Raw genomic sequence first — 24,030 nt, 5'->3', positions numbered from 1 at the left:
CTGTGATGATGGACGAAACGACCCCCACGACGACCCCGACGGCCACTCAGGCCAAGAGCGACGAGACGCTGTACGATCAGGCGAAGGATGCGCTGAGCGACGCGGGCGAGGCGATCAGCGACGCCGTCGACGGCGTGGTCGACGCCGCGAAGAAGAATCCGGTTGCGGCCGCGGCAATCGCAGCCGGCACCGCCGCGGCGGTTGCCGGTGCCGCGTTCGGCATCAGCAAGCTGCTAGACAAGGACGACGACGGCAAGTGACCTGACGTGGCGTGTCGGTTTCGGACCGGCACGCCACCGAACCGACATGATCCGGTCTTGCCTATGTCATCTGCGCCCATTAACGGCGAAAGATGACACAAGCAGAAGAAATCGTCGCCGAACTGGATCGGCTGCACACCGCCTCCGTCACCCGCCTACGTGAGGCTCTCGACCTTTATCTGACCAAGGGCATCGCGCCCGATCCGGAGCGCCGCCACGACGGCAGCTTCGCCTATCCCGAAATCCGTGTGGTCTACCGCAACGAAGTCGATCGCCCGACACCGGCACGCTCGTTCGGCCGGCTCGTCACCCCCGGCGATTATGCGATCAGCGTCACGCGTCCGGCGATGTTCGCGCGCTACCTCGTCGAACAGCTCACCTTGCTGATCGAGGATTACGACGTCGAGGTGGCAGCAGTGACCGGGCGTCAGGAAATTCCCTTCCCTTATGTCCTTGACCCCGGCCATGCGCTGCGGCTGGACGAGGTCTCGGCCCTCGAACTCGCCCGGCATTTCCCCGCGACCGAGCTGGCGCATATCGGTGACGAGATCGCCGACGGTAGCTGGATCAGCCAGGACGGAACCCGGCCGCTCGCCCTGTTCGACGGGCTGCGCACCGATTTCAGCCTCGCCCGGCTGCGTCACTATACCGGCACGCCGTCCGAACACGTCCAGCAATATATCCTGTTCACCAACTATCACCGCTATGTCGACGAATTCGTGCGCTGGGCGTGTGCGCAGCTCGGCCCCGACAGCCGCTTTACCGGCGTGTCCGGCCCCGGCGGCATCGTGATCGAGGCGGGGGACGATCCCGACACGCTGCTGACTGATGGCGCCTGGCGGCGTCACCAGATGCCGGCCTGGCACCTGATGGCTGAGCGCGGCACCGGCATCACGCTGGTAAATATCGGCGTCGGCCCATCGAACGCGAAGACGATTACCGATCATCTCGCGGTGCTGCGGCCCGAGGCGTGGATGATGATCGGCCATTGCGGCGGTCTGCGCCCCAGCCAGCGGATCGGCGACTATGTGCTCGCCCACGCCTATCTGCGCGACGATCACGTTCTCGATGACGTCCTGCCCCCCGAAATTCCGATCCCTGCGATCGCGGAAGTACAGCAGGCGCTCGCCCGCGCAGCCGAAACGGTGTCGGGACAGTCCGGCGACGAGCTAAAGCGGCGCCTGCGCACCGGCACCATCGTCACCACCGACGACCGCAACTGGGAACTGCGTTTCTCTCGCTCGGCATTACGCTTCTCGCTGAGCCGCGCGGTCGGCGTCGACATGGAAAGCGCGACGCTCGCCGCGCAGGGCTATCGCTTCCGCGTCCCCTATGGGACGCTGCTGTGCGTGTCGGACAAGCCGCTGCACGGCGAACTCAAGCTGCCCGGCCAGGCCAACCGCTTCTACGAGCGCGCGATCGCCGAGCACCTCAAGATCGGCATCGAAACCTGCGAAGAGCTGCGGCGCGAGGGTGCGAAGCTCCACAGCCGCAAGCTGCGCGCGTTCAACGAACCCCCGTTCCGTTGAGCAGCGGGGCGGCGAGTTACGGAATCCGTTGACGCGGGAAACCGATTTGGATCAGGTTGGTTACAGACACGAAACCACTGGAGTTACGTGATGGCCAAGGCCCCGAGCAAATCGACCACGACCGGCGACGCGACCGAGACCCCGGCGCCCAAGCCCGCAGCAAAGCCGCGCAAGGCACCCGCCAAGAGCGCAACCAAGGCCGAGGCGCCGTCCGCGCCCGCCAAGCCCAAGGCAGCGGCCAAACCAAAGGCCGCTACGACTGGAACGTCGGCCAAGGCCAAGGCGCCCGCTTCTGCCGCTGCTCCGGCTGCCGCGGCGGCCACGCCCGCGTCCAAAGCGCCTGCGCGTAAGGCTGCGGCATCGCGTGCAGCGAAACCGGCCGCCCCCAAAAGTGCCAAGGCGCCAGCGGCCTCAGATAAGACGCCCCCGCCCCGCCGCACAGCCGCCGCGCGCAAGGCACCCGCCAAGCCGCGCAAGCCCGCCGCCGCTGCCCCCGCGAATGCGCCGCGCGGCAAGGTCGGGGCGGCCGCTGCCAAGGTTTCCGCCGCCGCCCAGTCGGCTGCCAGCAGCGTCACCGAGTCCGCGCCAGTCCAATTCGTCTCGGACACGCGCGAGAAAATGGGCGACCGCAACTTCTTTGCATCGGTCATCGGCGGCGTCGCCGCGATCGGCGCAGCGGTCGCTGGCGTGTTCTACGCCCTGCAAAAGGGTCAAGGAGGACCACAGGACGAGACCGGCGCCAAGGCGCATCAGGCCGACGGCTCGGACAGTTCCGCCTCGCTCGACGCCGGCATCGCCGACGAAGGGACGATTCCGGACAAGCTCCCCGACTGATCCTGGCGCATCGGAAAAGCAAAAGGCCGCCGCGGCACATCGCCACGGCGGCCTTTTCGTCACCAGCGCTTCGGCTTGCCCTTGTTCTGCTCGTCGAGCCACGCCTTCAGCGGCGCGAAATACTCGACCATCGCCGCGCCGGACATTTCGCGGCTGCCGGTGAACACCTTGAGCGCATATCCCCCCACCGAGACTGCCCAAATCGATCAAAACGACAAGAGGCAGCCGGCAGCGCGGGCGCTGGTGACGCAACGCAGTCGTTCCGCCGCCGTGACCGATCAGATCTGTTCCGGTTAGCCTATCATTTCGGCGCAATCGCGAAGTCGATCCAGACCGTAACGGTCAACGCCTGTTCGCCCGGAATAACCTGCGGCAGGGTCGATATAAGGTTCTCAAGCGTTTGGGTTCCCGTAAGATACATGCCGGAACCCCCTCCACCGTACGCGGAGCGCTCGCTAACCCGTACGATACGGACGACTTTCTGGCCCAGCGCGGCGGCATATTGCTCCGCCTGCAGCTTGGCTTGCGCGACGGCGTTGGCCCGCGCACGGCCTTCCAACTCTCGCCGATCCGCAAAATCGAGTTTGATTTTGTCGAGATCGGTTGCGCCGGCCTTGAACAACGCGTCGATGAGATCGGGCGCGCGCGACAGGTTACGCAGAATGAGCTCCAGCTTGTTGGTCGAGCGATACCCAATAATAGCATCGCTCACCCCACCGCCTTCCGCCGGCGCAAAGCGGGGTTCGACGCGCAAATCCACGGTCTTTGCGTCCTTCGCTGCAATGCCGGCCGAACGCACTACGGCAACCAGCAGATTCGCCTGTCGAGCGTTTGCAGCCATCGCTTCAGCCGCGGTCTTGCCATCGTTCTGCACGCCGATGGACACCGTCAAAACATCAGGTGTCGCTCGCGCAGAACCCTCCGCCGAGACTTCAAGCAGCACTTCGCCCGGCTGAAGCCGCTCCTGCGCGCCGACAGGGGTGGCGGCGGCGACCATAGCCGCCGCGACCAGTAGCCTCACCATCCCTTCGGCTTGCCCTTGTTCTGCTCGTCGAGCCACGCCTTCAACGGCGCGAAATATTCGACCATCGCCGCGCCGGACATTTCGCGGCTGCCGGTGAACGCCTCGAGCGCATCCGGCCAGGGCTTGGAGGCGCCCATCTCGAGCATCGCGTTCAGCTTCTCGCCGACTTCCTTGTTGTCGTAGAAGGAGCAGCGGTGCAGCGGCCCCTTCCATCCGGCCTGGTCGCACGCCGCCTTGTAGAACTGGAACTGCAGCAGCCGCGCGAGGAAGTAGCGCGTGTAGGGCACGTTCGCCGGAATATGGTATTTCGCACCCGGATCGAACTTGGTCTCGTCGCGCTTCACCGGCGGGGTGATGCCCTGATATTGCAGGCGCAGCGCATCCCACGCGCCCTGATATCCGCTCTGGGGAATACCACCCGAGAACACGCCCCAGCGCCATTTGTCGATCAGCAGGCCGAAGGGCAGGAATGCGACCTTGTCCATCGCCTGCCGCAGCAGCAGCCCGGTATCCTTGTCCGCGCTCGGCACCTTGCTCTCGTCGAGCAGGCCAATCGACACGAGGTAATCGGGCGTGATCGACAGCGCGACGAAATCGCCGATCGCCTCGTGGAAGCCGTCATTGGCGCCGTTGCGGTAGAGCAGCGGCAGCTTGTTGTACGCGCGCTGATAGTAATTGTGGCCCAGTTCGTGGTGGATCGTGACGAAGTCGTCCGAATTCACCTTGATGCACATCTTGATGCGCAGATCGTCGACATTGTCGAGGTTCCACGCCGATGCGTGGCACTGGACTTCGCGGTCGGCAGGCTTGGTGAACAGCGAGCGCTGCCAGAAGGTCTCGGGCATCGGCGCGAAACCGAGCGAGGAGTAGAAGCCCTCGCCCGCCTTGACCATCTTGATTGCGTCATAGTCCTTGGCCTGAAGCAGCTCGCCAATGTCATAGCCAAGGTCGCCAGCCCCCTCGGGCGCGACGATGTCGTAGATATTGCCCCATTCCTGCGCCCACATATTGCCGAGCAGGTCGGCGCGGATCGGCCCGGTCTTGGGTTGGACCGCATCGCCATATTTCTCGTTCAGCTTCCAGCGGACATAGGTGTGGAGCGACTCATAGAGCGGCTTCACCTCGTTCCACAGCTTGTCGGTCAGCTTTGCGAACTCCTCCGGCGGCATGTCGTAGTTCGACCGCCACATCGCGCCGACATCCTTGAACCCCAGCTCGCGCGCGCCCTCGTTCAGCAGCCCGGCCGCGCGCTGATAGTCCTGACGCTGCGGCGCGCCGACGTTGTCGTGCCAGCTGGTCCACATTTCCTTGAGCTCGTCAGGATTTCGGCTGGTACCCATCGCCGCCTCGATGTCGCTGCCGCTGATCGGCTTGCCGTTCAGCGTTCCCTTGCCGGTGCCATAGACCGTCTGCATGTCGGTCTGCAGCTTGGCGAGTGCGGCCGCGGCACCGTCGCGCGTCGGCGCGGGCGAAGTGATCGCGCTGCGCAGGATATCGAGCTGGCGTTTCGTGTCGGGAGACAGGCCTTTGGCCTTGTCATACTTCGCCGCCTCCAGCGCAAAGCGAACCGCCATCTCGGTCCCCTCTGCGCCGCTCTTGGCGACAAGTGCGGCGCTGTCCGGGGTGATGTAGGTCGCATAGATCCACTGGATGCGCGCATCGTCGATCGAGAACTCGGCAAACTCCTTGCTCGCGCGCTCGACAAAAGCGTCGGCCTCCGCCGCGGTCGGGGTTGCGCCCTGCTTGCTGGTCTGCGCGCCGGCGGGGGCGGCCATCATCAACGCGAGCGCGATCGTCGAAATTCCGGTGCGGATCATCAATGCCTCGATTTTGTCTATGTGGATGGGTCCAGACTGCGCCTGCCCCCGGACGGGGTCAAGCCGTCAGAAATGTTACGATCGCGTCGCCCAGCTCGGATCGGGTGACCGCGCTCATGTGATTGCCCGGGATCGACGCCTGCCGGGCGTCGGGCAGCATCGCTGCCAGCCCGTCGAACGAGCCAACCTCGTCATCGTCCTCCCCCGCAACGATCAGCACCGGCCGGTCGATCTTCGCCACGACCTCGCGCGGCGTATCGACAAAGGTGTCGAGAATCCCCAGCAGCGCCTTGGGGTCGCCACCGGTGGTCTTGAGGAATGCCTGCGCCATGAACTCGCGATCGCCATGCTTGAAGCTGCCGAAATGGGTCAGGACATTGCGGAAATATCCGGCACGGCGGCCGGTATCGGTCACCCCCTCGTCACCCAGCCCGGACAGGATCACCCGTCGCGGCGCCGGTGCGATGCCGCGCGCCAGCACCCGCACGGTCGTCCGCGCGCCAAGCGAATAGCCGCCCAGATCATAGTCGGTCAGGCCCAGATGCGCGATCAGAGCCTCGGCGTCCTGCGCCAGCGCATCCGGCGGATAGGCCGATGGGTCATGCGGCCGCGCGCTTTCACCATGCGCGCGCAGGTCGGGCATGATCACGCGGAACCCCGCATCGACCAGCTTCTGCGCGGTGCCGTATTTGATCCAGTTGGTCTGCGCGTCGGAGAAGAAGCCGTGGATCAGCACCACGGGTCGGCCCTGCCCCATCTCGCGCCACGCGATCGTCTGGCCGTCGAACGTCTGGAAAGTCTTGGTCATCCGGTTTCTGTGCACCGGATCGGTCGCATCTGGAAGCGCCAACGATTGCAATCAATGCAATCGTATAAGTCGCAGATCGCAACTGATAAGGCTGGATATATATAAGCACGCTTATTATATCTCCGCCCATGAACGAGCCGCTGGGATTCCTTGTTGCCGACCTCGCCCGCCTGTTGCGGCGCGATTTTGACCTGCGCGCGCGCCAGATCGGCGTGACCAACGCGCAGTGGCGCATGCTCAAGACGCTGTCCCGGAACGAGGGCAGCAACCAGGGCATGCTGGCAGAACTGCTCGAGGTCGAACCGATCACCATGGCGCGAATGATCGACCGGCTGGAGGAAGCGGGGCTGGTCGAACGCCGCCGCGATCCCGCCGACCGCCGCGCCTGGCGCATTCACCTCACCGAAGCGGCCCAGCCGCTCATCGGCAAGCTCCGCGATATCGCGGATGAACTGGTCGAGGACGCGCTCGCGGGCATTTCCGAAGCGGACCGCGCCCAGATGCGCCGCACGCTCGACCGTGTCCGTGCCAACCTGATCACCCCGAACGATAATCAAGAGGCCGCCAATGGCTGACGCAGACCCCCGCATCGATACCGAAACGTCCGAGCCGGTTGCGGAGGCACAGCCGCGCCAGCGCAACTGGCTGCGCCGCATCTTGATGTTCGGCGTCCCTCTGCTACTGATCGCGGCCGCGGGTGCGTGGTGGGCCATGTCGGGCGGCACCGTCTCGACCGACAATGCGTATGTCCAGCAGGACAAGGTCTCGGTGGCCAGCGACGTCGCCGGCCGCATCGTCGAGGTGGCGGTGAAGGAGAATCAGCGCGTCAAGGCGGGCGACCTGCTCTTCCGCATCGACCCCGAACCCTATCGCATCGCTCTGGCGCAAGCGGACGCGGCGATCGCCAATGCTCAGGTTCAGGTGACCACGCTCCAGGCAAGCTATCAGGGGACCGGCGCCGACATTCAGGCGGCGCGCGACCGCATTGCATCGGCGCAGGAGGATTTCGCGCGTCAGAAGGCGCTGATGGATCGCGGCTTCACCACCCGCGCGCGCTTCGAACAGGCGCAGCACGCCGTCGAACAGGCCCGCGCCAGCTATCAGAGCGCAGTGGCGAGCGCCGACGAGGCGCGCGCCAAGCTGTCGAGCGGCAACGCGGTCCCCGGCGTCAACCCGGCCATCGCCGCTGCCCGCGCGCAGCGGGAAAAGGCCCTGCTCGACCTCGAACGCACCGCCCGCCGCGCCCCGGTCGATGGCGTGATCAGCCAGTCCGATCGGCTGCAGGTCGGCCAGATGATGATGTCGGGTCTGCCCGCCGTCACCATCGTCCGCTCGGGCGGGTCATGGGTCGAGGCGAATTTCAAGGAAACCGACCTTGCCGAGATGCGCGTCGGCCAGCCTGCCGAAGTCAGCTTCGACGCCTATCCGGGGCTCAAGCTCAAGGGCCATGTCGCCTCGATCGGTGCCGGTACCGGCAGCGAATTCTCGGTGCTCCCGGCCCAGAACGCCAATGGCAACTGGGTAAAGGTGACCCAGCGCGTACCCGTCCGCATCGCCATCGACGAGGCAAGCCCGCGCCAACTCATCGCCGGCCTGTCCGCCGACGTCACGGTGATCACGGACAAGTAACTTGGCCACCGCCGCCGCCAATCCTGCTGCCGAACGCCCCGCGCCACCGCCCGCCGATGGCGCGGCGCTACCGGTGCGCAACAAGGGTCTGCTGACAATCGGCGTCATGCTGGCGACGATCATGCAGATCCTCGACACGACGATCGCCAACGTCGCACTGCCACACATGCAGACGTCGCTCGGCGCGACGGCGGACACCATCACCTGGGTGCTGACGAGCTATATCGTCGCCTCGGCGATCGCGATCCCGATCACCGGCTGGGTGTCCGACCGGATCGGATCGCGCAACCTTTTCCTGATCTCCATCGTCGGCTTCATTATCGCGTCGGCGATGTGCGGGGCCGCGCAAAATCTGGAGGAGATGGTGCTGTTCCGCGTGCTTCAGGGGGTCGCGGCGGCATTCATGAACCCGCTCAGCCAGACCGTGATGCTCGACATCAACCGGCCGCAGGACCAGCAAAAGGCGATGGCGGTATGGGGCATGGGCATCATGATCGGCCCGATCCTCGGCCCGGTCCTGGGCGGCTGGCTGACCGAAAATTTCAACTGGCGCTGGGTTTTCTACGTCAATCTGCCGCTCGGCGTGATCTGCCTCGCAATTCTGTGGTGGCTGCTGCCCAGCCGGCCGATCCGCAAGCGCGGATTCGATGTTTTCGGATTCTCGCTACTCGCGATCGGGATCGGCGCGCTGCAGCTGATGCTCGACCGCGGACAGGGCGAGGACTGGTTCTCGTCCGCCGAAATCTGGGTCGAAACGCTCGCCGCGGCGATCGCGCTGTGGATGTTCGCGGTGCATATGGCGCTGGGCAAGAATCCGATGTTTGAGCGCAGCCTGTGGAAGAACCGCAACCTGGTCACTGCGCTCGCCTTCATGCAGGTGGTCGGCGTCGTGATGATGGCCACGATGGCGCTGCTCCCGCCGATGCTTCAGACGCTCTACGGTTACCCGGTGATCGACACCGGCCTGCTGCTGATGCCACGCGGCGTCGGCGTGCTGGTGACGATGGGGATCTCTGCGCGTCTGGTCGCGCGTGGTGTCGATCCACGCATATTGGTTGGCACCGGATTCGCGCTGGCCGCATGGTCGCTGTGGGACATGACGCAATGGACGCTGACGATGGGCAACGGGCCGTTCATCATCTCCGGCCTGGTCCAGGGCCTCGGCATGGGTCTCATTTTCATGCCGCTCAACGGCATGGCGTTCGCCACCCTGCCGCCGCAGCAGCGCACCGAAGCCGCGAGCCTGCTCAACCTGTCGCGCAACATCGGTGCTTCGATCGGAATCTCGCTGGTCACGACCATTCTCGCGCGCAGCACGCAGACCAGCCATTCCGACCTTGCCCAGAACATCACCGCCGAACGCCTCCAGACGCTCGATCCGGGGATGCTCGCCAATCTGGGCGGATCGACCGACACGATCCTCGCCATGGCGAACGCCGAGGTGACGCGACAGGCAGCGATGATCGCCTATCTCAATGACTTTCACGCGATGATGATCGTCACCGCGGCATCGATCCCGCTGGTGCTGTTCCTCAAGCGCCCCAAGGCGCCGGTGGCAAACGATCCGGCCGCCGCGGGACACTGACAAAGCGTCTAACGAAGACCGATTGCGCGCCTGCCGTCCTATACTTGACCCAGTCGGAATTTCTCCTGCCGGGGCCAAGCCATGCTCAATCGTTTCAAGCTAGCGACCAAGATTACGCTGCTTTCCTGCCTTGCGATGCTAGCTCTTGCGATATCTCTGATTGTCATGACGAACTTCGCGCTCAGCGGGGATGCAGCGCGCCGCGCCGCAGAGCGTCAGGAAACGAACATGGCGGTCGCCCGCGACGTGCTCAGCCGCTACGGCAACCGCTTCTCGGTCGACGGGGACCGTCTGCTGCTCGACGGGCGTGCCCTCAACGGGTTCAATGACCCCGTCGATCGGGTGAAGAAGCTGGTCGGCGGTACCGCGACGATCTTCCTGGGCGATACGCGAATTGCGACCAATGTGGTCAAGGAAGACGGCAGCCGCGCCGTCGGCACCAAACTCGCCCCCGGCCCGGTGTTCGATGCGGTGTTGCGCGACGGCAAACCCTATCGCGGTCAGGCGGACATTCTCGGCAAGAGTTATTATACGGCATATGATCCGATCCGCGACGCGTCGGGCAAGGTGATCGGCGTCCTTTATGTCGGAATCCCGGCGGAGGAAGTCGCTGGTAATGCGTCCGGTCTGATCCGGATGCTCGAGGAACTGGGCATCGCCGCACTGCTGGTCGGATGCGCCATCCAGTTTTTCATCAGTCGTCGCCTGTTTGCACCGATCACCGAAATGGTAGCGACGATGCGTCGCCTCGCCGATGGCGACACCAAATCCACTATCGTCGGTGGCGAACGCTCGGACGAGATCGGCGAAATGGCGCGCGCCCTGACGGTGCTGCAGGAGGCCTCAGCCGCTCGCGCCGTGGCGGAAGCCGAGATCGCGCGTAACAGGGAAACGCTGGACTCGGTCGTCCGCGCACTCGGCGACGGGCTTAAACGCGTGGCCGAGGGTAAGCTGACCCATGGCATCGACGCCGAATTCGATCCGCAATATGCCGCGCTGCGCGCCGACTTCAACGCAACGGTCGCGGCGCTTCAGGAACTGGTCGGGGCTGTGGTCGAATCCACGGTTGCGATCACCTCCGGGACGGTAGAGATTTCTTCGGCAACGGACGACCTTGCTCGCCGCTCCGAAAGCAACGCGGCCAGCATCGAGCAGACCACCGCCGCAATCACGCAGATCAATACCCGGCTCGAAGCCATGGCGCTCGCCGCGCGCGATGTGGTCGCCCGCGCCGAAGAGGCCGGCACCGTGGTCGAGGAAGGTCGCAATACCGCCGAGCATGCCGTCGCGACGATGGGCCGGGTCAGCGACAGCGCGCGCGGCATCGACGGGGTGATCGAGGGCCTGGACAAGATCGCCTTCCAGACCCGCGTCCTGGCCATGAACGCGGCGGTCGAGGCCGGTCGTGCGGGTGAAGCAGGTCGCGGCTTCGCAGTCGTCGCCGACCTCGTGTCCGCACTGGCGATGCGCGCCGAGGAAGAGGCGAAGCGCGCCCGCGAACAGCTCACCCTGACGCAGGACGAAGTTGCCGTCGCCGTCGAAGCCGTGCGCAGCGTCGATGGCGCGCTCGCCCGCATCGTCGAGACCGTGGGCAGCGTTAACGGCTTGGTCGCCACCATGGCCGCCGATAACGGATCCCAGTCCGCCGCGATGACGGAGATTGCCGCCGCCGTCGGCACGATGGATCAGTCGACGCAGCAGAATGCCGCGATGATCGAGGAAACCTCGGCTGCCGCGCGCGGCCTGCTGGCCCAGGTCAACGCACTGTCCGAACAGGCGGCGCGGTTCGATGCGGGACCCCGCAAGACCCTGTCGACGAGCGCCGCGTCGCCCGCACTTTCGAACGCCACTTCGGCGTCCGCGGCCAGCGCGCGACCGCTTCAGCAACCGCCGGCGCGTCCCAAGCCCACTCGGGCGAAAGCGGCGTCAGCGCCCGCCCCTCTCGTCCGACCGACGCTCCCCATCGTGGTCAATGGCAGCGGCACCGGTCTCGCTACTGCAGCGGCGATGGACGATTGGGACGAGTTCTGACGGATCGCTGCGGCGGTCAGGCGGGCCGCGACGGTCCGCTGATCGCCCGCGGCCTGCCCAACCCGGCGGCAAGGCCGGCAAGCGCCCCGAGCAGCGCCATCGCCATGTCCTTGGGCGCGTCGAACATGTCGCCCTGTTGCCCGTTATACTGATCCGCCGCTTCGGGACTGAGGCCAAGCGTCAGGGACCATTCGAAGATCTCGTAAAGTGCGCCGATCGCCATGATGCCGAGCAGCATGACGATGACAGCAAGCCGCCGGGCCAGCCCCGCATGGCGCATGCCGATCTCGACCAACGGCCGGACGAAGCACAGTCCCGATGCAAAATGGACCAGCCGGTCGAACATATTCCGGTCGAAACCGAACGCTGCGTCGATGCTGATGCCCGTCAACGTGCGCCCCCAGGCGTCGTACGGAACGCTGCTATAGGTCCAGCGCGCTGCGAACAGATGCAGCAACACGAACGCACATCCCCAGCCAACGCTCGCGCTGCTCAGCGGCCAGCGCCTGAGCGCCCACCAGGCCAGCGGCACGCCAGCCACGACCGGGCCGACCTGCAACCAGGTGTTGGGCGGATAGGCCGCTCCCACCGCGCTCAGAGGCGCGCCCGCAAGGCATGCGAGCAGCCACCAGCGCTGCGCGGTGGGAAGGCCTGTCCGCAGTCGATCAGCCCTTCTTCAGGTGCCGCCGCCCGAGCAGTTCGGCGATCTGCACCGCGTTGAGCGCCGCGCCCTTGCGCAGATTGTCGCTCACACACCAGAAGGCCAAGCCATTCTCGACGGTGGAGTCGTCGCGCACACGGCTCACGAAGGTCGCATAATCGCCGACGCACTCGACCGGGGTGACATAGCCGCCATCTTCCCGCTTATCGACCAGCATGATGCCCGGCGCCTCGCGCAGAACCTTCTGCGCATCCTCGGCCGACAGCTCGTTCTCCAGCTCGACATTCACCGACTCGCTGTGCCCGACGAACACCGGAACGCGGACGCAGGTCGCGACGACCTTGACCTTGGGGTCGAGGATCTTCTTGGTCTCGACCACCATCTTCCACTCTTCCTTGGTGGACCCGTCCTCCAGAAAAACGTCGATGTGCGGGATCACGTTGAACGCGATCTGCTTGGTGAACTTCTTGGGTTCGGCAGAATCGCCGACGAAGATGTTGCGCGACTGCTCGAACAGTTCGTCCATCCCCGCCTTGCCGGCGCCGGACACCGACTGATAGGTCGACACGACCACGCGCTTGACCTTCGCCGCGTCGTGGAGCGGCTTGAGCGCGACGACCATCTGCGCGGTCGAGCAATTCGGGTTGGCGATGATGTTCTTCGCCTTGTATCCGTCGATGGCCTCGGGGTTCACCTCCGGCACGATCAGCGGCACGTCGGGGTCCATGCGATAGAGCGAGCTGTTGTCGATCACCGTGCAGCCCGCCGCGGCGAAGCGCGGGGCATGGACCTTGGTCGCATCGCTGCCGATCGCGAACAGCGCCATGTCCCAGCCGGTGGGGTCGAAATGCTCGATATTCTGGATCTTGTACTGTTTCCCGGTCTCGCCGAAATCGACCATGTCGCCGGTCGAGCGTGCACTGGCGAGCACCGCCAGTTCGTCGATCGGAAATTCGCGCTCTGCCAGGATGGCGAGCATTTCGCGCCCGACATTGCCGGTGGCGCCTGCAACTACGACACGGTAACCCATAAAGACCCTTTCATACGGTCGCGCCGCTCCGGCGTCCGGGCGGCGACATAGTCATTGTTCGATTGGAAGTCAGCGTTCCCAACGGGGAGCTGGCGGAATTGTTTCGCGGCGCACACCCGGTCGACGCGCCCGGCCGATCAGCGGCGGGTCGCGGTCCGGGTGGTGATAATGGCCCGTTTTCGAAACATGGTGACCGCTCTAGCAGTTCCGTTACGCAAGTGACAGGAAAATTCTTCTTTCGTTGCGGCAAGCGGTTCGTTGGTCGGTGGACGCCGCGCGGTCCCCTCGCCTATGAAATTCGCCGCCTGACAGGAGAAGCGATCTTGGCCACCCCCTTCGTCCGCCCCGATGTGCGCGCCTTTCTCGACATGCTCGCGGCGATGCCTCAACCGGACTGGCCACCCCAGCCGGATGTTTACCGCGCGCAATATCTGGCGATGAAGGACATGGTCGACATGCCCGTCGGCGATCTCGCCACGATCCGCGATCTCAGCATTCCGGGTCCTGCGGGCGCGATCCCCGCGCGACTGTTCGATGTCCGCGAAAACCGCGAGCCCGGACCGGTCGTCCTGTTCTTCCACGGCGGCGGTTTCGTCATCGGCAATATCGACAGCCATGCGAGCTTCACCGCGGAGATGAGCCGGATGCTCGACCTTCCGGTCGTCTCGATCGACTATCGGCTCGCTCCGGAACATCCCTGGCCCGCCGCGTCGGACGATTGCGAAGCTGCGGCGCGGTGGGTCGCATCGGGTCCAGTCGAACTCGGCCGCGCGGTCACCGCGATCGCGCTTGCCGGCGACAGTGCCGGGGGGCAGATCGCCGCAGTCGCCGCGATCGACCTGCGCGACGAGCCAGCCGCCGTCCCCGTGATCGGGCAGCTGCTGATCTATCCCGCCACCGACTTTGCAGGCGACTATCCCTCCACCGAGGCGTTCGGTGAAGGCTATCTGCTCACCGCGCGGGGCATGGCTTGGTTCAACGAATGCTATGCTGCCGATGCCGATCACCCGCGAGCCTCGCCCATGCGCCACGCTGCGCTTGCGGGGCTTCCCCCCGCACTCATCCTCACCGCCGGTCTCGATCCGATCCGCGATCAGGGTCGCGCCTATGCCGGCGCACTGATCGCGGCCGGCGTGCCGGTCACCTATCGCGAAGCGGTCGGAAACATCCACGGATTCATCACGCTGCGACGCGCCATCCCGTCGGGACAGGGTGACGTCGCCGGTGCGCTCGTCGCGTTCCGATCGCTCCTCACCGAAGCGGAGGCCAACCGCGTCATGATGCAGGCAGCGGCGTGATCGATCGTAACGCACTCCCTTATCGCCCGTGTGCTGGCGTCATCCTGCTCAACGCCGACGGCCAGGTGTTCGTCGGCCAGCGCCTCGATTCCACGCTTGAGGCATGGCAGATGCCCCAGGGTGGGATCGACCCGGGCGAGGACCCACTCGACGCCGCATATCGCGAATTATGGGAAGAAACCGGCGTGCGCCGCGAGCATGTCGAACTCCTCGCCGCGCCCGACGAAGAACTGGAGTATGACCTGCCCGACGACCTTCTCGGCAAGGTCTGGAAAGGCAAGTGGCGCGGCCAGCGTCAGCGCTGGTTCCTGTTCCGCCTCGACGCCGGGGATGACGCGATCGACATCGCCACCGCCGAGCCCGAATTCCGCGCCTGGCGCTGGCTCGACCCGCGCGAGCTTCCCGACGTGATCGTCCCGTTCAAGCGCGATCTGTACGTCCGGCTGCTCGAAATCTTCGCTGAACCCCTCGGCCTCCAAGGTCGATGACGCGGTGCAGCACTCGATTTCCCGGCCAAAATTGAATAGGTAGCCGTCCATGCGTCTCCTCCCCCTGCTCCTCGCCCCGCTGTTGCTCGCCAACGCCGAGATCACGCCGGTGTCGACGTCGGATCCGGTGCCGACGGCCGACGCGCCGCAAACGGAGACGCAGGAGGCCGCGCCCAGCTCGGTCGAGCAATCGTCTGAAGTGAAGGCGATGCTCGACGCGGCGATGAAGGCGGGGGACGAGGCCGGGGTCAACGCGATCGTGAAATATGCCAAGGCGGCCGACAAGGAACGCGCAGCACAGTTCGAAAAGGCCGCGGCCAACTGGAAGCGCGAGCGCCGCGAGGCAGCCGAGCGGCGCATCCGTGAGGCAAAGTTTCTCGATCTGGTGAAGGGCCGTGCCGAACTGGGCGGCTATGTCACCACCGGCAATACCGAGACGATCGGCCTGACGGGCGTGGTCGACGTCAAGCGCGAGGCTCTGCGCTGGCGCCACAAGCTGCGGCTTCAGGCGGACTATCAGGAAAGCCTCGGCCAGACCGTGCGCGAACGCTACCTCGCGGCCTATGAACCCAATTTCAAGATCGACGACCGCGCCTATGTCTATGGCGCCGCCCAATATGAAAGCGACCGGTTCCTCGGCTATTACGATCGCGTCTCGGTCTCGGCCGGGGCGGGCTACACCGCGGTCAAGTCGTCCACTGTCAAGCTCGACCTCGAACTCGGTCCGGCATTCCGCCACACGGCGTTCACCGACGACACGATCGAACGCAATGTCGCGGCGCGCGGCAAGCTCGACCTCGACTGGAAGCTGAGCAAGGGCGTGACGTTCAGCCAGGACGCGTCGGCCTATATCCAGGACGCGAATAGCACCATCCAGGGCAAGAGCGCGCTACGCGTCAAGCTGTTCGGCCCTTTCTCGACCCAGATGTCCTACGCGGTGAATTACGAAAGCTTGCCGCCGGTAGGGCGCAAGACGACCGATACGACCACGCGTGCATCGCTGCTCGTGGATTTCTGACGCGTCGCTAGTTTGTCACGGTAACTTCACAAGATTGTAACATTCGGCGAAATCGGGCATCGGGCTGCCAACCGGAGCCATAGCCATTCGCCAGATTGCCGCCCTACCCTACCGGACCGACGGGTCCGCCATCGATGCCCCCGTGCGCGTGCTGCTCGTCACGTCGCGCGGGACGGGGCGCTGGGTCATTCCCAAGGGCAATGTTCCCAATGGCGCGTTGCCGCATGTCGCCGCTGCCGAGGAGGCCGAGGAGGAGGCAGGCGTGGTCGGCGCCGTCTGCCCGACCCCGATCGGCGCCTATCGCTACCGCAAGCGGCGCGGCAACGGCGCCAAACTGATGGCCGATGTCGAGGTCTTTCCGCTCGCCGTCACCGCAGAACTCACCCGCTGGAAGGAACAGAGCCAGCGCGAGCGGCGCTGGTTCACTCTCGCCGATGCCGCCGATGCGGTCGACGAGCCCGATCTCAGCGACCTGATCCGCAGCTTCGGCCCCACCGAATTCAACGCGGCCACGCGCCGCACCGGCATGCTGACCGCAGTCGCCGAAAAATCGAGGTTCACCCACATGTTCGCCTGGTTCCAGCGCCTGCTCCCCAAGACCGGGAATTTCTTCGAGTTGTTCGAGGCGCATGCGGTCACGATCACCGCTGCGGCCGACGCTTTGTCCCGCCTGTTCCAGGGCGGCGGGCCGACCCAGGATCACATCCGGGAGATCATGGAGCGCGAACATGACGCCGACGGCATCATCCGCGAAGTGCTGCAGACGGTGCGCAAGACCTTCCTCACCCCGTTCGATCGCAGCGCGATCACCAGCCTGATCGGCGCCATGGACGATGCGATCGACGAGATGAACGCTGCAGCGGCGGCAGTCGATCTGTATCAGGTGACCGAGTTCGAACCCGAAATGCGCGACATGGTCGCGATCATCGTCGATGCAGCGCGGCTCACCGCCGAAGCCATGCCCCTGCTGCGCGACGTAGCAAAGAATGGCGCGCGCCTGCATGAACTGACCGAACGACTGGTCCGCATGGAGGGCCATGCCGACGAGATCCATGATGCAGGCGTGCGGCGCGCGTTCAAGGAGCATGGCGACGCGCCGATGAAGTTCATCGTCGCGCGCGAAATCTACAAGCATCTCGAACGGATCGCCGACGCGCTCGAGGATGTGGCGAACGAGATCGACGGCATCGTGATCGATCACGCGTAACCCGCCCGATGCACGAACTCGCCTTTCCGCTGCTCGTCGGCCTGATCCTCGTCGCGCTGGCGTTTGATTTCCTGAACGGGCTGCACGATGCCGCCAATTCGATCGCAACGGTCGTCGCAACACGCCTGCTCGGCCCGGTGCAGGCTGTCGGCTTCGCCGCATTCTTCAACTTCGCAGCCTATTTCCTCACGCTCGTCTGGCCCGAACTGCACAAGGTGGCGGAAACGATCGGCAAGGGCCTGATCGACAAGGATCTGGTGACCCCGGCGGTGGTGTTCGGCGCGCTGGTCGGCGCAATGTTCTGGAACGTCGTAACCTGGCTCAAGGGCATTCCATCGTCCTCCAGCCATGCACTCGTCGGCGGGCTCGTCGGCGCGGGGGTCGCGCATGCGGGCTTCACCGGCATCCAGTGGAGCGGGCTCAACAAGACGCTGATCGCGATCGTCCTCTCGCCGCTCCTCGGCATGCTGCTGGCGATGCTCATCATGCTGCTGTCGAGCTGGGCGCTGCACCGGGTCAGCAACCGCACGGCCGAAAAGAGCTTCCGCTGGCTCCACCTCGTCTCTTCAGCCGCCTATTCGACCAGCCACGGGCTGAACGACGCGCAAAAGACGATGGGGATCATCACCGTGCTGCTCTATTCGACCGGCTATCTGTCCGGCGAGTTTCACATCCCGCATTGGGTCGCGATCTCCTGCTATATCGCGATCGCGCTCGGAACGCTGTCGGGCGGATGGAAGATCATCGAGACGATGGGCACCCGCATCACCAAATTGTCGCAGCACCAGGGGTTCAGCGCCTCGACCGGCGGCTCGATCATGGTCTTCTCCGCCTCACTGCTCGGCATCCCCGTCTCGACCACGCACACCATCACCGGGAGCATCATCGGCGCGGGCACGGCGCGCCGTGCGAGCGCGGTACGGTGGGGCGTCGCACAGAATGTCATCGTCGCCTGGGTCATCACCATTCCGGCGTCAGCCGCGGTCGGTGCACTGTTTTACATGCTCACCCGGCTGTTCTGACCGTATCACCCGATACTTTCCCAGCGGGGGTTCACCCGCGGCGTGTCAGCCGATACACCCCTGTCATGGGTCTCACCACAATCGAAACCGCCGCCGTCCAAGCCGCGCGCGCCGCGCCGATGCTCGAACAGGTCGAGCGCTGGGTCGCGGTGAACAGCGGCACGCGCAACCTCGACGGACTGGCGACGATGGCGGGGCTGCTCGCCGACGCCTTTTCTGCGCTTTCCGGCGATCTCGCATTGATCGAACCGGCGCCGGTCGAGACGGTCGACGGCACCGGCACGGTCCAGTCGATTGCGCATGGCCGGCACCTGCACCTGCGCGTCCGGCCTGATGCCCCGGTGCAGATGCTGTTCACCGGGCATATGGACACGGTCTTCCCCGTCGATCACCCGTTCCAGACCGCATCATGGCTCCCCGACGGTAGCCTCAATGCGCCCGGGGCCGCGGACATGAAGGGCGGGCTGTCGCTGATGTTAGCGGCCCTTCGCGCGGTCGAAACGACACCCGCCGCCGCACGCTTCGGCTATGAAGTAGTGATCAATTCGGACGAAGAAACCGGCTCCTTCGCGTCCGCAGCGCTGATCGCAGAGGCGGCGAAGGGCAAGGTCGCCGCGCTCACCTATGAACCGGCACTGCCCGACGGCACGCTGGCGGGCGCGCGCGGCGGCACCGGAAACTTTTCGATCACGGTCCGCGGGCGCAGCGCACATGCCGGTCGCAACCCGCGCGACGGGCGCAACGCGATCGTCGCCGCGTCCGATCTCGCACTGCGCCTCGCCGCTTTGATGACCGACGACCTGTCGGTGAACCCCGCACGGATCGAAGGCGGCGGGCCGAACAACGTCGTTCCCGACCTCGCGATCCTGCGCATCAACTTCCGCCCCGCATCGCCCGACGCGATCGAACGCGCCGGGGACGCCGTGCACCGCATCGCTTCGGAAGTCGCCGCTACGCACGACGTGCAGGTCCACGTCCATGGCGGCTTCAACCGCCCGCCCAAGCCGCTCGATCCCGGCGCCGAGCGGCTGTTCGGCCTGGTCAAGCAAGCCGGCGCCGATCTCGCCATCCCCGTCGCGTGGAAGGCGACCGGCGGGGTGTGCGACGGCAACAACATCGCCGCGTGCGGCGTCCCCGTCGTCGACACGATGGGCGCGCGCGGCGGCGCCATCCATTCTCAGGAGGAATTTCTGATCCCCGAAAGTCTGCCCGAACGCGCCGCGCTGTCGGCGCTCACCATTCTCCGCATCATCGAAAAGGGCGGCGTATGAGCTTTGTCATCCGTCCGGCGCGTGCCGATGATCTCCAGCACCTCTATGAGATGGCAAAGCTGACCGGCGGCGGGTTTACCAACCTGCCGCCGGAAAAGCCCTCGCTACAGGCAAAACTCGAGCGCAGTGCCGAGGCTTTTTCGCGCACCGACGACGCGATGAAAGACGAATTGTTCGTTCTGGTCCTCGAAAATGTCGACACGGGCGAAGTGCGCGGCACCTGCCAGATCTTCACCCAGGTGGGCCAACGCTGGCCCTTCTATTCCTATCGGCTCGGCACGGTGACCAAGCATAGCGAGGCGCTCAACCGTACCTTCCGCGCCGAAATCCTCAACCTCGTCAACGATCTGGAAGGATCGAGCGAAGTCGGCGGCCTGTTCCTGCACCCCGGCGAGCGTGCCGGCGGCCTGGGCATGCTGCTCGCGCGCAGCCGCTATCTGTTCATCGCGATGCACCGCGCGCGCTTCGCGGACCGCATCCTCGCCGAACTGCGCGGCGTGATCGACGAGGCGGCGGGTTCGCCCTTCTGGGATGGCGTCGCGGGCCGCTTCTTCGGGATGAGTTTCCAGCAGGCGGATGAATTCAACGCGATCCATGGCAACCAGTTCATCGCCGACCTGATGCCGCGCCACCCGGTCTACACTGCGATGTTGCCCGAAAGCGCGCGCAGCGTCATCGGCGTCCCGCACCCCTCGGGCCGCGCGGCGATGCGGATGCTCGAGCATGAAGGGTTTGCCTACGAGAATTACGTCGACATTTTCGACGGCGGCCCGACGATGACCGCGCGCACTGATAATGTGGCGACGATCCGCGACTGCCGCACCAGCAAGCTGGTCGACATCGCGCCGGGCGGCGAGCCGTGCATCGCGGCGCGCGGCCAGCTCGACTCCTTCCGCGCCTGCCATGCCCGCATCGGCAGCTCGGATAGCGGCATCACCCTCGATCCCGTCGCGGCAAGGCTGCTCGACGTCGCAACCGGGCAGGACATCCGCCATGCCCCGCGTTGAGATCAATTTCGACGGCATCATCGGCCCCAGCCACAATTATGCAGGGCTGAGCCCCGGCAACCTCGCCGCCACGCGCAACCGCGGCGCCGTGTCCCAACCCCGCGCCGCCGCGCTGCAGGGCATCGCCAAGATGCGCGCCAACCTCGCGCTCGGGCTGCATCAGGGCATATTGCTGCCCCATGCCCGCCCCGACCATCGCTGGCTCGAGACGTTGTCGACGAATTATGCCGATGCGCCCCCCCACCTTCAGGCGCAGGCGCTGTCCGCCTCGGCGATGTGGGCAGCCAACGCCGCCACCGTCTCCCCCGCGCCCGACACCGCGGACGGCCGTTGCCACCTCACCGTCGCCAACCTCGTGACGATGCCTCACCGCAGCCATGAATGGCCAGAAACGCTGGCCCAGCTCCGCCTCGCCTTCGCGCACGACGCCTTTCGCGTCCACGGCCCCGTTCCCGCCCCCTTCGGCGACGAGGGCGCGGCCAACCATATGCGGCTGGCGCCCGCGCACGATGCGCCGGGGATCGAGATCTTCGTCTATGGCGTCTCGGGCGGTCCCTTCCCCGCCCGCCAGCATCGCGAGGCGAGCGCCGCAGTCGCGCGGCAGCACGGCCTCGATCCGGCCCGCACGCTGTTCGTCCAGCAATCGGAGGAAGCGATCGCTGCCGGCGCGTTCCACAACGACGTCGTCGCGGTCGCCAACGGTCGCGTTTTGTTCGCGCACGAACACGCCTTTGCCGACAAGGATGCGTTCTACACCGACCTCCAACGCCTGATGCCCGAGGTCGAGATCGTCGAGGTTCCCGCCGCGCAGGTCAGCCTCGCCGATACGATCTCCTCCTACCTTTTCAACGCGCAACTGGTGACGCTCCCGGGCGGCGAGACCGGCCTGGTCCTGCCGAGCGAGGCTCGCGAGACGCCGTCGGTCTGGGCGTGGCTGCAGGATCATGTGGCGGGCAACGGTCCGATCCGGAAGCTCGAGGTTGTCGATGTCCGCCAGTCTATGGCCAATGGCGGCGGCCCCGCCTGCCTGCGGCTGCGCGTCGTCACCGACCCGGCGGACGTCGATCCCCGCTTCCTCGTCGATGATGCAAAGCTCGACCGCGTCGCATCGGTGATCGATACGCATTGGCCCGAAGCCGTCGCCCTAGACGACATCGCCGATCCGGCATTCCTCACCCGGATCGCCGCAGCGCGCACGGCCCTGCTCAAGACGCTTCAAACTGTCGAGTTGCTTGACAGTTAACCACAACATTTAACGCGAAACCGGCGATTTCCGCCCTTGGCCCGTGACTTGCGTTAAGGCTATCATGCTCACACGCATCAAACGCTTGTTCACGATCAAGACCCGGTTCGAGGCTTTTCTCGTCATCTATGGCCTCGGTCTCGGCGCGGTCGAGCGCGGAATGCACTATCTGGAGCAATATCCGGGATGGGGGGGATGGCTGCTGTTCGCCGCGTGCCCCATCGCGGTGTTCATGGCAGGCGCGCGAATTCTGGATTCGCTCGACACCGGTATCGAATAGGCGCTTTCAGGGGCCGTGGGGGCGGCCCGAACGGGGAGGTTGGGGTGCGGCTGTTTCGGGGGATGTTCACAGCATTGGCGGCGCAGGCCGTGCTCATCGTCGTGGTGCCGGGCGGATTGCTGCTGTGGAATGCCTACACCACCAGCACGCGGCTGATCGAAAATCGCGATGCCGAGCACCTCAGCACATTTGCCGCGCTGGCAGGGGAATCAGCCGCCGCAGGCAAGCCCTATCCCACCATCATCGCCGAACTGGACAAGCGTGATCCTGTCATCCTCGGCGGTCGCGTGGCGATCGTCGATGCCGGTGGCCGCCTGCTCGCAGGAGCCACTGCCGGCCCCTCGCGGATGGAACAGCCTGTCACCGCCAACGATCGCCAGGTCGCGACCGCGCGCATCATCGCCCCGCCCCAGCTTACCGACCGCGACCGCATCCTGCTGCGCGATCATTATCTCGGGATCGGTGCGGTCCTGCTGGCCATGCTCGCGCTTCTGCTCGGCGGTGCTTACTGGCTCGCCCAGCGCTGGTCGCGGCCGCAACGCGAATTGCTGCGCCTGAGCCAGGAAGTGGCCGATGGCGAAGGCGATATCCATTTCGACGAGAACGGCCCGAGCGAGACCGTGGCCACGATGCGCAACCTGCGCCGCGTTGCCAGTCGCTTTGACCGGATCGAAACGGCACGCCGCACCTGGCTCGTAATGATCGCCGAGGAACTGCGCGAACCGATCGCGACGCTCGGGCAGCGGCTCGAAATATTGCAGGAAGCGCTATCCGCCGATCCCGAGTTCAAGGCGGAAATCGAAGCCGATCAGGCACGCCTGGCCCGCATGGCGCAGGATCTCCACGCGGTCGCGCTCGCCGACCTCGGGCGGCTGCCGCTGCGCTTCGCCGATGTCGATCCGCGCGCGCTGATCCACAACACGATCTGGAGCCATGGCAAACGCGCACAGGCCGCGGGGGTCAGCCTCGAAACGAGCAACCTCCCGCCCTACACGATCCTGGTCAAGTGGGACGCGGAGCGGATCGAACAGCTCTTCGGCGCACTGATCGAAAACAGCATGCGCTACGTGTCGCGCGGCGGTCGCATCGTCCTCGGCCTCGAAAGCCAGCGCGATGCCTGGCGACTGATCGTCGACGACAATGCCCCGGGCATCGACGTCGATCTGGCCCAGCAACTGTTCGAGCCCTTCTACCGCGCCAATGCCGCGGACATGCCCGGCGGATCGGGCCTGAGCCTCGCCACCGCCCGCGCGATCGTCGAGGGGCATCACGGCCGGATCGAAGCGAGCAACTCGCCGATCGGCGGCCTGCGCATCACCGTGATCCTCCCCGCCACGCCACCAACGGCGTAGAGTTTGGTTCAGCACAGCTGAACCGGTTGCGGCACCAGCCCGCTCCCCCACCCGGCCACCCAATCAGGATACGTTGTGGGTGGCCGGGTGGGGGAGCGGGCTGGTGCCGCGATTCAGCGCAGCTGAATCTGACTTCAAGCGCGCGAACCGGCGTCATTCGATGCCGAGTAGCTCGATCTTGAACATCAGCGTCGCGCCGCCCGGGATCGGTCCCTTGCCAATCGGGCCATAGGCCTGCGCGGCAGGGATCGCGACCTCGATCGTGTCGCCAACGCCCATCTCCGGCACCGCCACCTGCCATCCCTTGATCAGCCGACCGAGCGGAAAGGTCGCCGGCTCGCCGCGTTTGTACGAGCTGTCAAACGGCGTGCCGTCGATCAGCGTGCCCGCATAATGCAGCGTCACCGTGTCGGCGACCGTCGGGTGCTTGCCGGCGCCGTCGCCAGCGATTCGCCGCCAGCGGATGTTGCCCGGCAGCCCGCGCCACCCGTCCGCCGGTTTGAGTTGCGCGATTGCCAGCTGCTGGCGGTTATGCCACGCCGCATCCTGCGAGCGGTCCGGCGCCTGCTGCGCGCCTACCGCGACGGCCACCATCGCGCCGCATGCCGCGACCGCCATCCACATCGATTTATGCAT

The 24,030-nt window shown here is 65.7% G+C and carries 23 protein-coding genes and 1 pseudogene; 17 read left to right on the top strand and 7 right to left on the bottom strand.

Annotated features, from left to right (window positions below):
* Window positions 1-5 precede the first annotated feature (5 nt).
* The 3 genes from ABS767_RS16720 to ABS767_RS16710 all read left to right on the top strand — a co-directional run bounded on the left by ABS767_RS16720 (window position 6) and on the right by ABS767_RS16710 (window position 2,623).
* A complete protein-coding gene (locus ABS767_RS16720) occupies window positions 6-260 on the top strand; it encodes a hypothetical protein (protein ID WP_408080428.1) in 255 nt (84 codons plus the stop codon).
* 92 nt (window positions 261-352) lie between these two features.
* Complete coding sequence (locus tag ABS767_RS16715) at window positions 353-1,789, top strand: AMP nucleosidase (protein ID WP_408080426.1); 1,437 nt, start codon at window positions 353-355, stop codon at window positions 1,787-1,789.
* Between the two features lie 90 nt (window positions 1,790-1,879).
* On the top strand, window positions 1,880-2,623 hold the full coding sequence (locus tag ABS767_RS16710) for a hypothetical protein (RefSeq protein WP_408080424.1): 744 nt from the start codon (window positions 1,880-1,882) through the stop codon (window positions 2,621-2,623).
* Window positions 2,624-2,682: 59 nt separating this feature from the next.
* Here ABS767_RS16710 and ABS767_RS16705 read toward each other — a convergent pair.
* The 4 genes and pseudogenes from ABS767_RS16705 to ABS767_RS16690 form a co-directional block, all read right to left on the bottom strand.
* Window positions 2,683-2,799: pseudogene (locus tag ABS767_RS16705) on the bottom strand (M2 family metallopeptidase); the annotation flags it as partial.
* 125 nt (window positions 2,800-2,924) lie between these two features.
* On the bottom strand, window positions 2,925-3,620 hold the full coding sequence (locus tag ABS767_RS16700) for an SIMPL domain-containing protein (RefSeq protein ID WP_408080422.1): 696 nt from the start codon (window positions 3,618-3,620) through the stop codon (window positions 2,925-2,927).
* Window positions 3,621-3,640: 20 nt separating this feature from the next.
* Window positions 3,641-5,464 (bottom strand): M2 family metallopeptidase, encoded by a 1,824-nt coding sequence (locus tag ABS767_RS16695; RefSeq protein ID WP_408080420.1) that lies wholly within the window; start codon window positions 5,462-5,464, stop codon window positions 3,641-3,643.
* A gap of 58 nt (window positions 5,465-5,522) precedes the next feature.
* Window positions 5,523-6,272, bottom strand: coding sequence for an alpha/beta fold hydrolase (locus ABS767_RS16690; protein WP_408080418.1), 750 nt, complete (start codon window positions 6,270-6,272; stop codon window positions 5,523-5,525).
* A 128-nt stretch (window positions 6,273-6,400) separates the two neighbouring features.
* On the opposite strand from ABS767_RS16690, the gene ABS767_RS16685 reads away from it, so the two are divergent.
* The 4 genes from ABS767_RS16685 (at window position 6,401) to ABS767_RS16670 (ending at window position 11,517) form a co-directional block, all read left to right on the top strand.
* Window positions 6,401-6,847 carry a MarR family winged helix-turn-helix transcriptional regulator gene (locus ABS767_RS16685; protein ID WP_408080416.1) on the top strand — a complete coding sequence of 149 codons (447 nt, stop codon included), beginning with the start codon at window positions 6,401-6,403 and terminating at the stop codon, window positions 6,845-6,847.
* Window positions 6,840-7,901: an HlyD family secretion protein gene (locus ABS767_RS16680; protein WP_408080414.1), complete on the top strand. Its 1,062-nt coding sequence runs from the start codon at window positions 6,840-6,842 to the stop codon at window positions 7,899-7,901. Before ABS767_RS16685 ends, ABS767_RS16680 begins: the two co-directional genes overlap by 8 nt.
* 1 nt (window position 7,902) lies before the next feature.
* Window positions 7,903-9,486, top strand: a complete 1,584-nt coding sequence (locus tag ABS767_RS16675; RefSeq protein WP_408080412.1) for a DHA2 family efflux MFS transporter permease subunit — start codon at window positions 7,903-7,905, stop codon at window positions 9,484-9,486.
* Between the two features lie 165 nt (window positions 9,487-9,651).
* Window positions 9,652-11,517 (top strand): methyl-accepting chemotaxis protein, encoded by a 1,866-nt coding sequence (locus ABS767_RS16670; protein WP_408080410.1) that lies wholly within the window; start codon window positions 9,652-9,654, stop codon window positions 11,515-11,517.
* A 16-nt stretch (window positions 11,518-11,533) separates the two neighbouring features.
* Here ABS767_RS16670 and ABS767_RS16665 read toward each other — a convergent pair whose 3' ends face one another.
* Window positions 11,534-12,106, bottom strand: coding sequence for a DUF2238 domain-containing protein (locus ABS767_RS16665; protein WP_408080408.1), 573 nt, complete (start codon window positions 12,104-12,106; stop codon window positions 11,534-11,536).
* Between the two features lie 76 nt (window positions 12,107-12,182).
* The gene (locus ABS767_RS16660) at window positions 12,183-13,208 is read right to left on the bottom strand and encodes an aspartate-semialdehyde dehydrogenase (protein ID WP_408080406.1); all 1,026 of its coding nucleotides are present in this window, start codon (window positions 13,206-13,208) and stop codon (window positions 12,183-12,185) included.
* A gap of 323 nt (window positions 13,209-13,531) precedes the next feature.
* Here ABS767_RS16660 and ABS767_RS16655 point away from each other — a divergent pair, with 323 nt between their 5' ends.
* The 10 genes from ABS767_RS16655 (at window position 13,532) to ABS767_RS16610 (ending at window position 23,394) form a co-directional block, all read left to right on the top strand.
* Window positions 13,532-14,506 carry an alpha/beta hydrolase gene (locus tag ABS767_RS16655; RefSeq protein ID WP_408080404.1) on the top strand — a complete coding sequence of 325 codons (975 nt, stop codon included), beginning with the start codon at window positions 13,532-13,534 and terminating at the stop codon, window positions 14,504-14,506.
* Window positions 14,503-14,994: an RNA pyrophosphohydrolase gene (locus tag ABS767_RS16650; protein WP_408080402.1), complete on the top strand. Its 492-nt coding sequence runs from the start codon at window positions 14,503-14,505 to the stop codon at window positions 14,992-14,994. The genes ABS767_RS16655 and ABS767_RS16650 overlap by 4 nt, the downstream gene beginning before the upstream one ends.
* A gap of 49 nt (window positions 14,995-15,043) precedes the next feature.
* The gene (locus ABS767_RS16645; protein ID WP_408080400.1) at window positions 15,044-16,012 is read left to right on the top strand and encodes a DUF481 domain-containing protein; all 969 of its coding nucleotides are present in this window, start codon (window positions 15,044-15,046) and stop codon (window positions 16,010-16,012) included.
* A gap of 142 nt (window positions 16,013-16,154) precedes the next feature.
* Complete coding sequence (locus tag ABS767_RS16640) at window positions 16,155-17,219, top strand: DUF47 family protein (protein ID WP_408080398.1); 1,065 nt, start codon at window positions 16,155-16,157, stop codon at window positions 17,217-17,219.
* A gap of 8 nt (window positions 17,220-17,227) precedes the next feature.
* Entirely contained in the window at window positions 17,228-18,241 is a 1,014-nt protein-coding gene (locus tag ABS767_RS16635) for an inorganic phosphate transporter (protein ID WP_408080396.1), read from the top strand.
* 65 nt (window positions 18,242-18,306) lie between these two features.
* Window positions 18,307-19,512, top strand: a complete 1,206-nt coding sequence (locus ABS767_RS16630; protein WP_408080394.1) for a hydrolase — start codon at window positions 18,307-18,309, stop codon at window positions 19,510-19,512.
* Entirely contained in the window at window positions 19,509-20,519 is a 1,011-nt protein-coding gene (locus tag ABS767_RS16625) for an arginine N-succinyltransferase (protein WP_408080392.1), read from the top strand. The genes ABS767_RS16630 and ABS767_RS16625 overlap by 4 nt, the downstream gene beginning before the upstream one ends.
* The gene (locus ABS767_RS16620) at window positions 20,506-21,762 is read left to right on the top strand and encodes an N-succinylarginine dihydrolase (protein ID WP_408080390.1); all 1,257 of its coding nucleotides are present in this window, start codon (window positions 20,506-20,508) and stop codon (window positions 21,760-21,762) included. The genes ABS767_RS16625 and ABS767_RS16620 overlap by 14 nt, the downstream gene beginning before the upstream one ends.
* 64 nt (window positions 21,763-21,826) lie before the next feature.
* Window positions 21,827-22,042, top strand: coding sequence for a hypothetical protein (locus tag ABS767_RS16615; protein ID WP_408080388.1), 216 nt, complete (start codon window positions 21,827-21,829; stop codon window positions 22,040-22,042).
* 62 nt (window positions 22,043-22,104) lie between these two features.
* A complete protein-coding gene (locus ABS767_RS16610; RefSeq protein ID WP_408080386.1) occupies window positions 22,105-23,394 on the top strand; it encodes a sensor histidine kinase in 1,290 nt (429 codons plus the stop codon).
* Between the two features lie 153 nt (window positions 23,395-23,547).
* Here the strand turns inward: ABS767_RS16610 and ABS767_RS16605 are convergent, their stop codons facing one another.
* Window positions 23,548-24,030 carry an FKBP-type peptidyl-prolyl cis-trans isomerase gene (locus tag ABS767_RS16605; protein WP_408080384.1) on the bottom strand — a complete coding sequence of 161 codons (483 nt, stop codon included), beginning with the start codon at window positions 24,028-24,030 and terminating at the stop codon, window positions 23,548-23,550.

The organism is Sphingomonas plantiphila (assembly GCF_046000505.1).
GTDB classification, from domain to species: domain Bacteria; phylum Pseudomonadota; class Alphaproteobacteria; order Sphingomonadales; family Sphingomonadaceae; genus Sphingomonas; species Sphingomonas plantiphila.
This window is presented reverse-complemented; position numbering and strand designations above follow the sequence as displayed.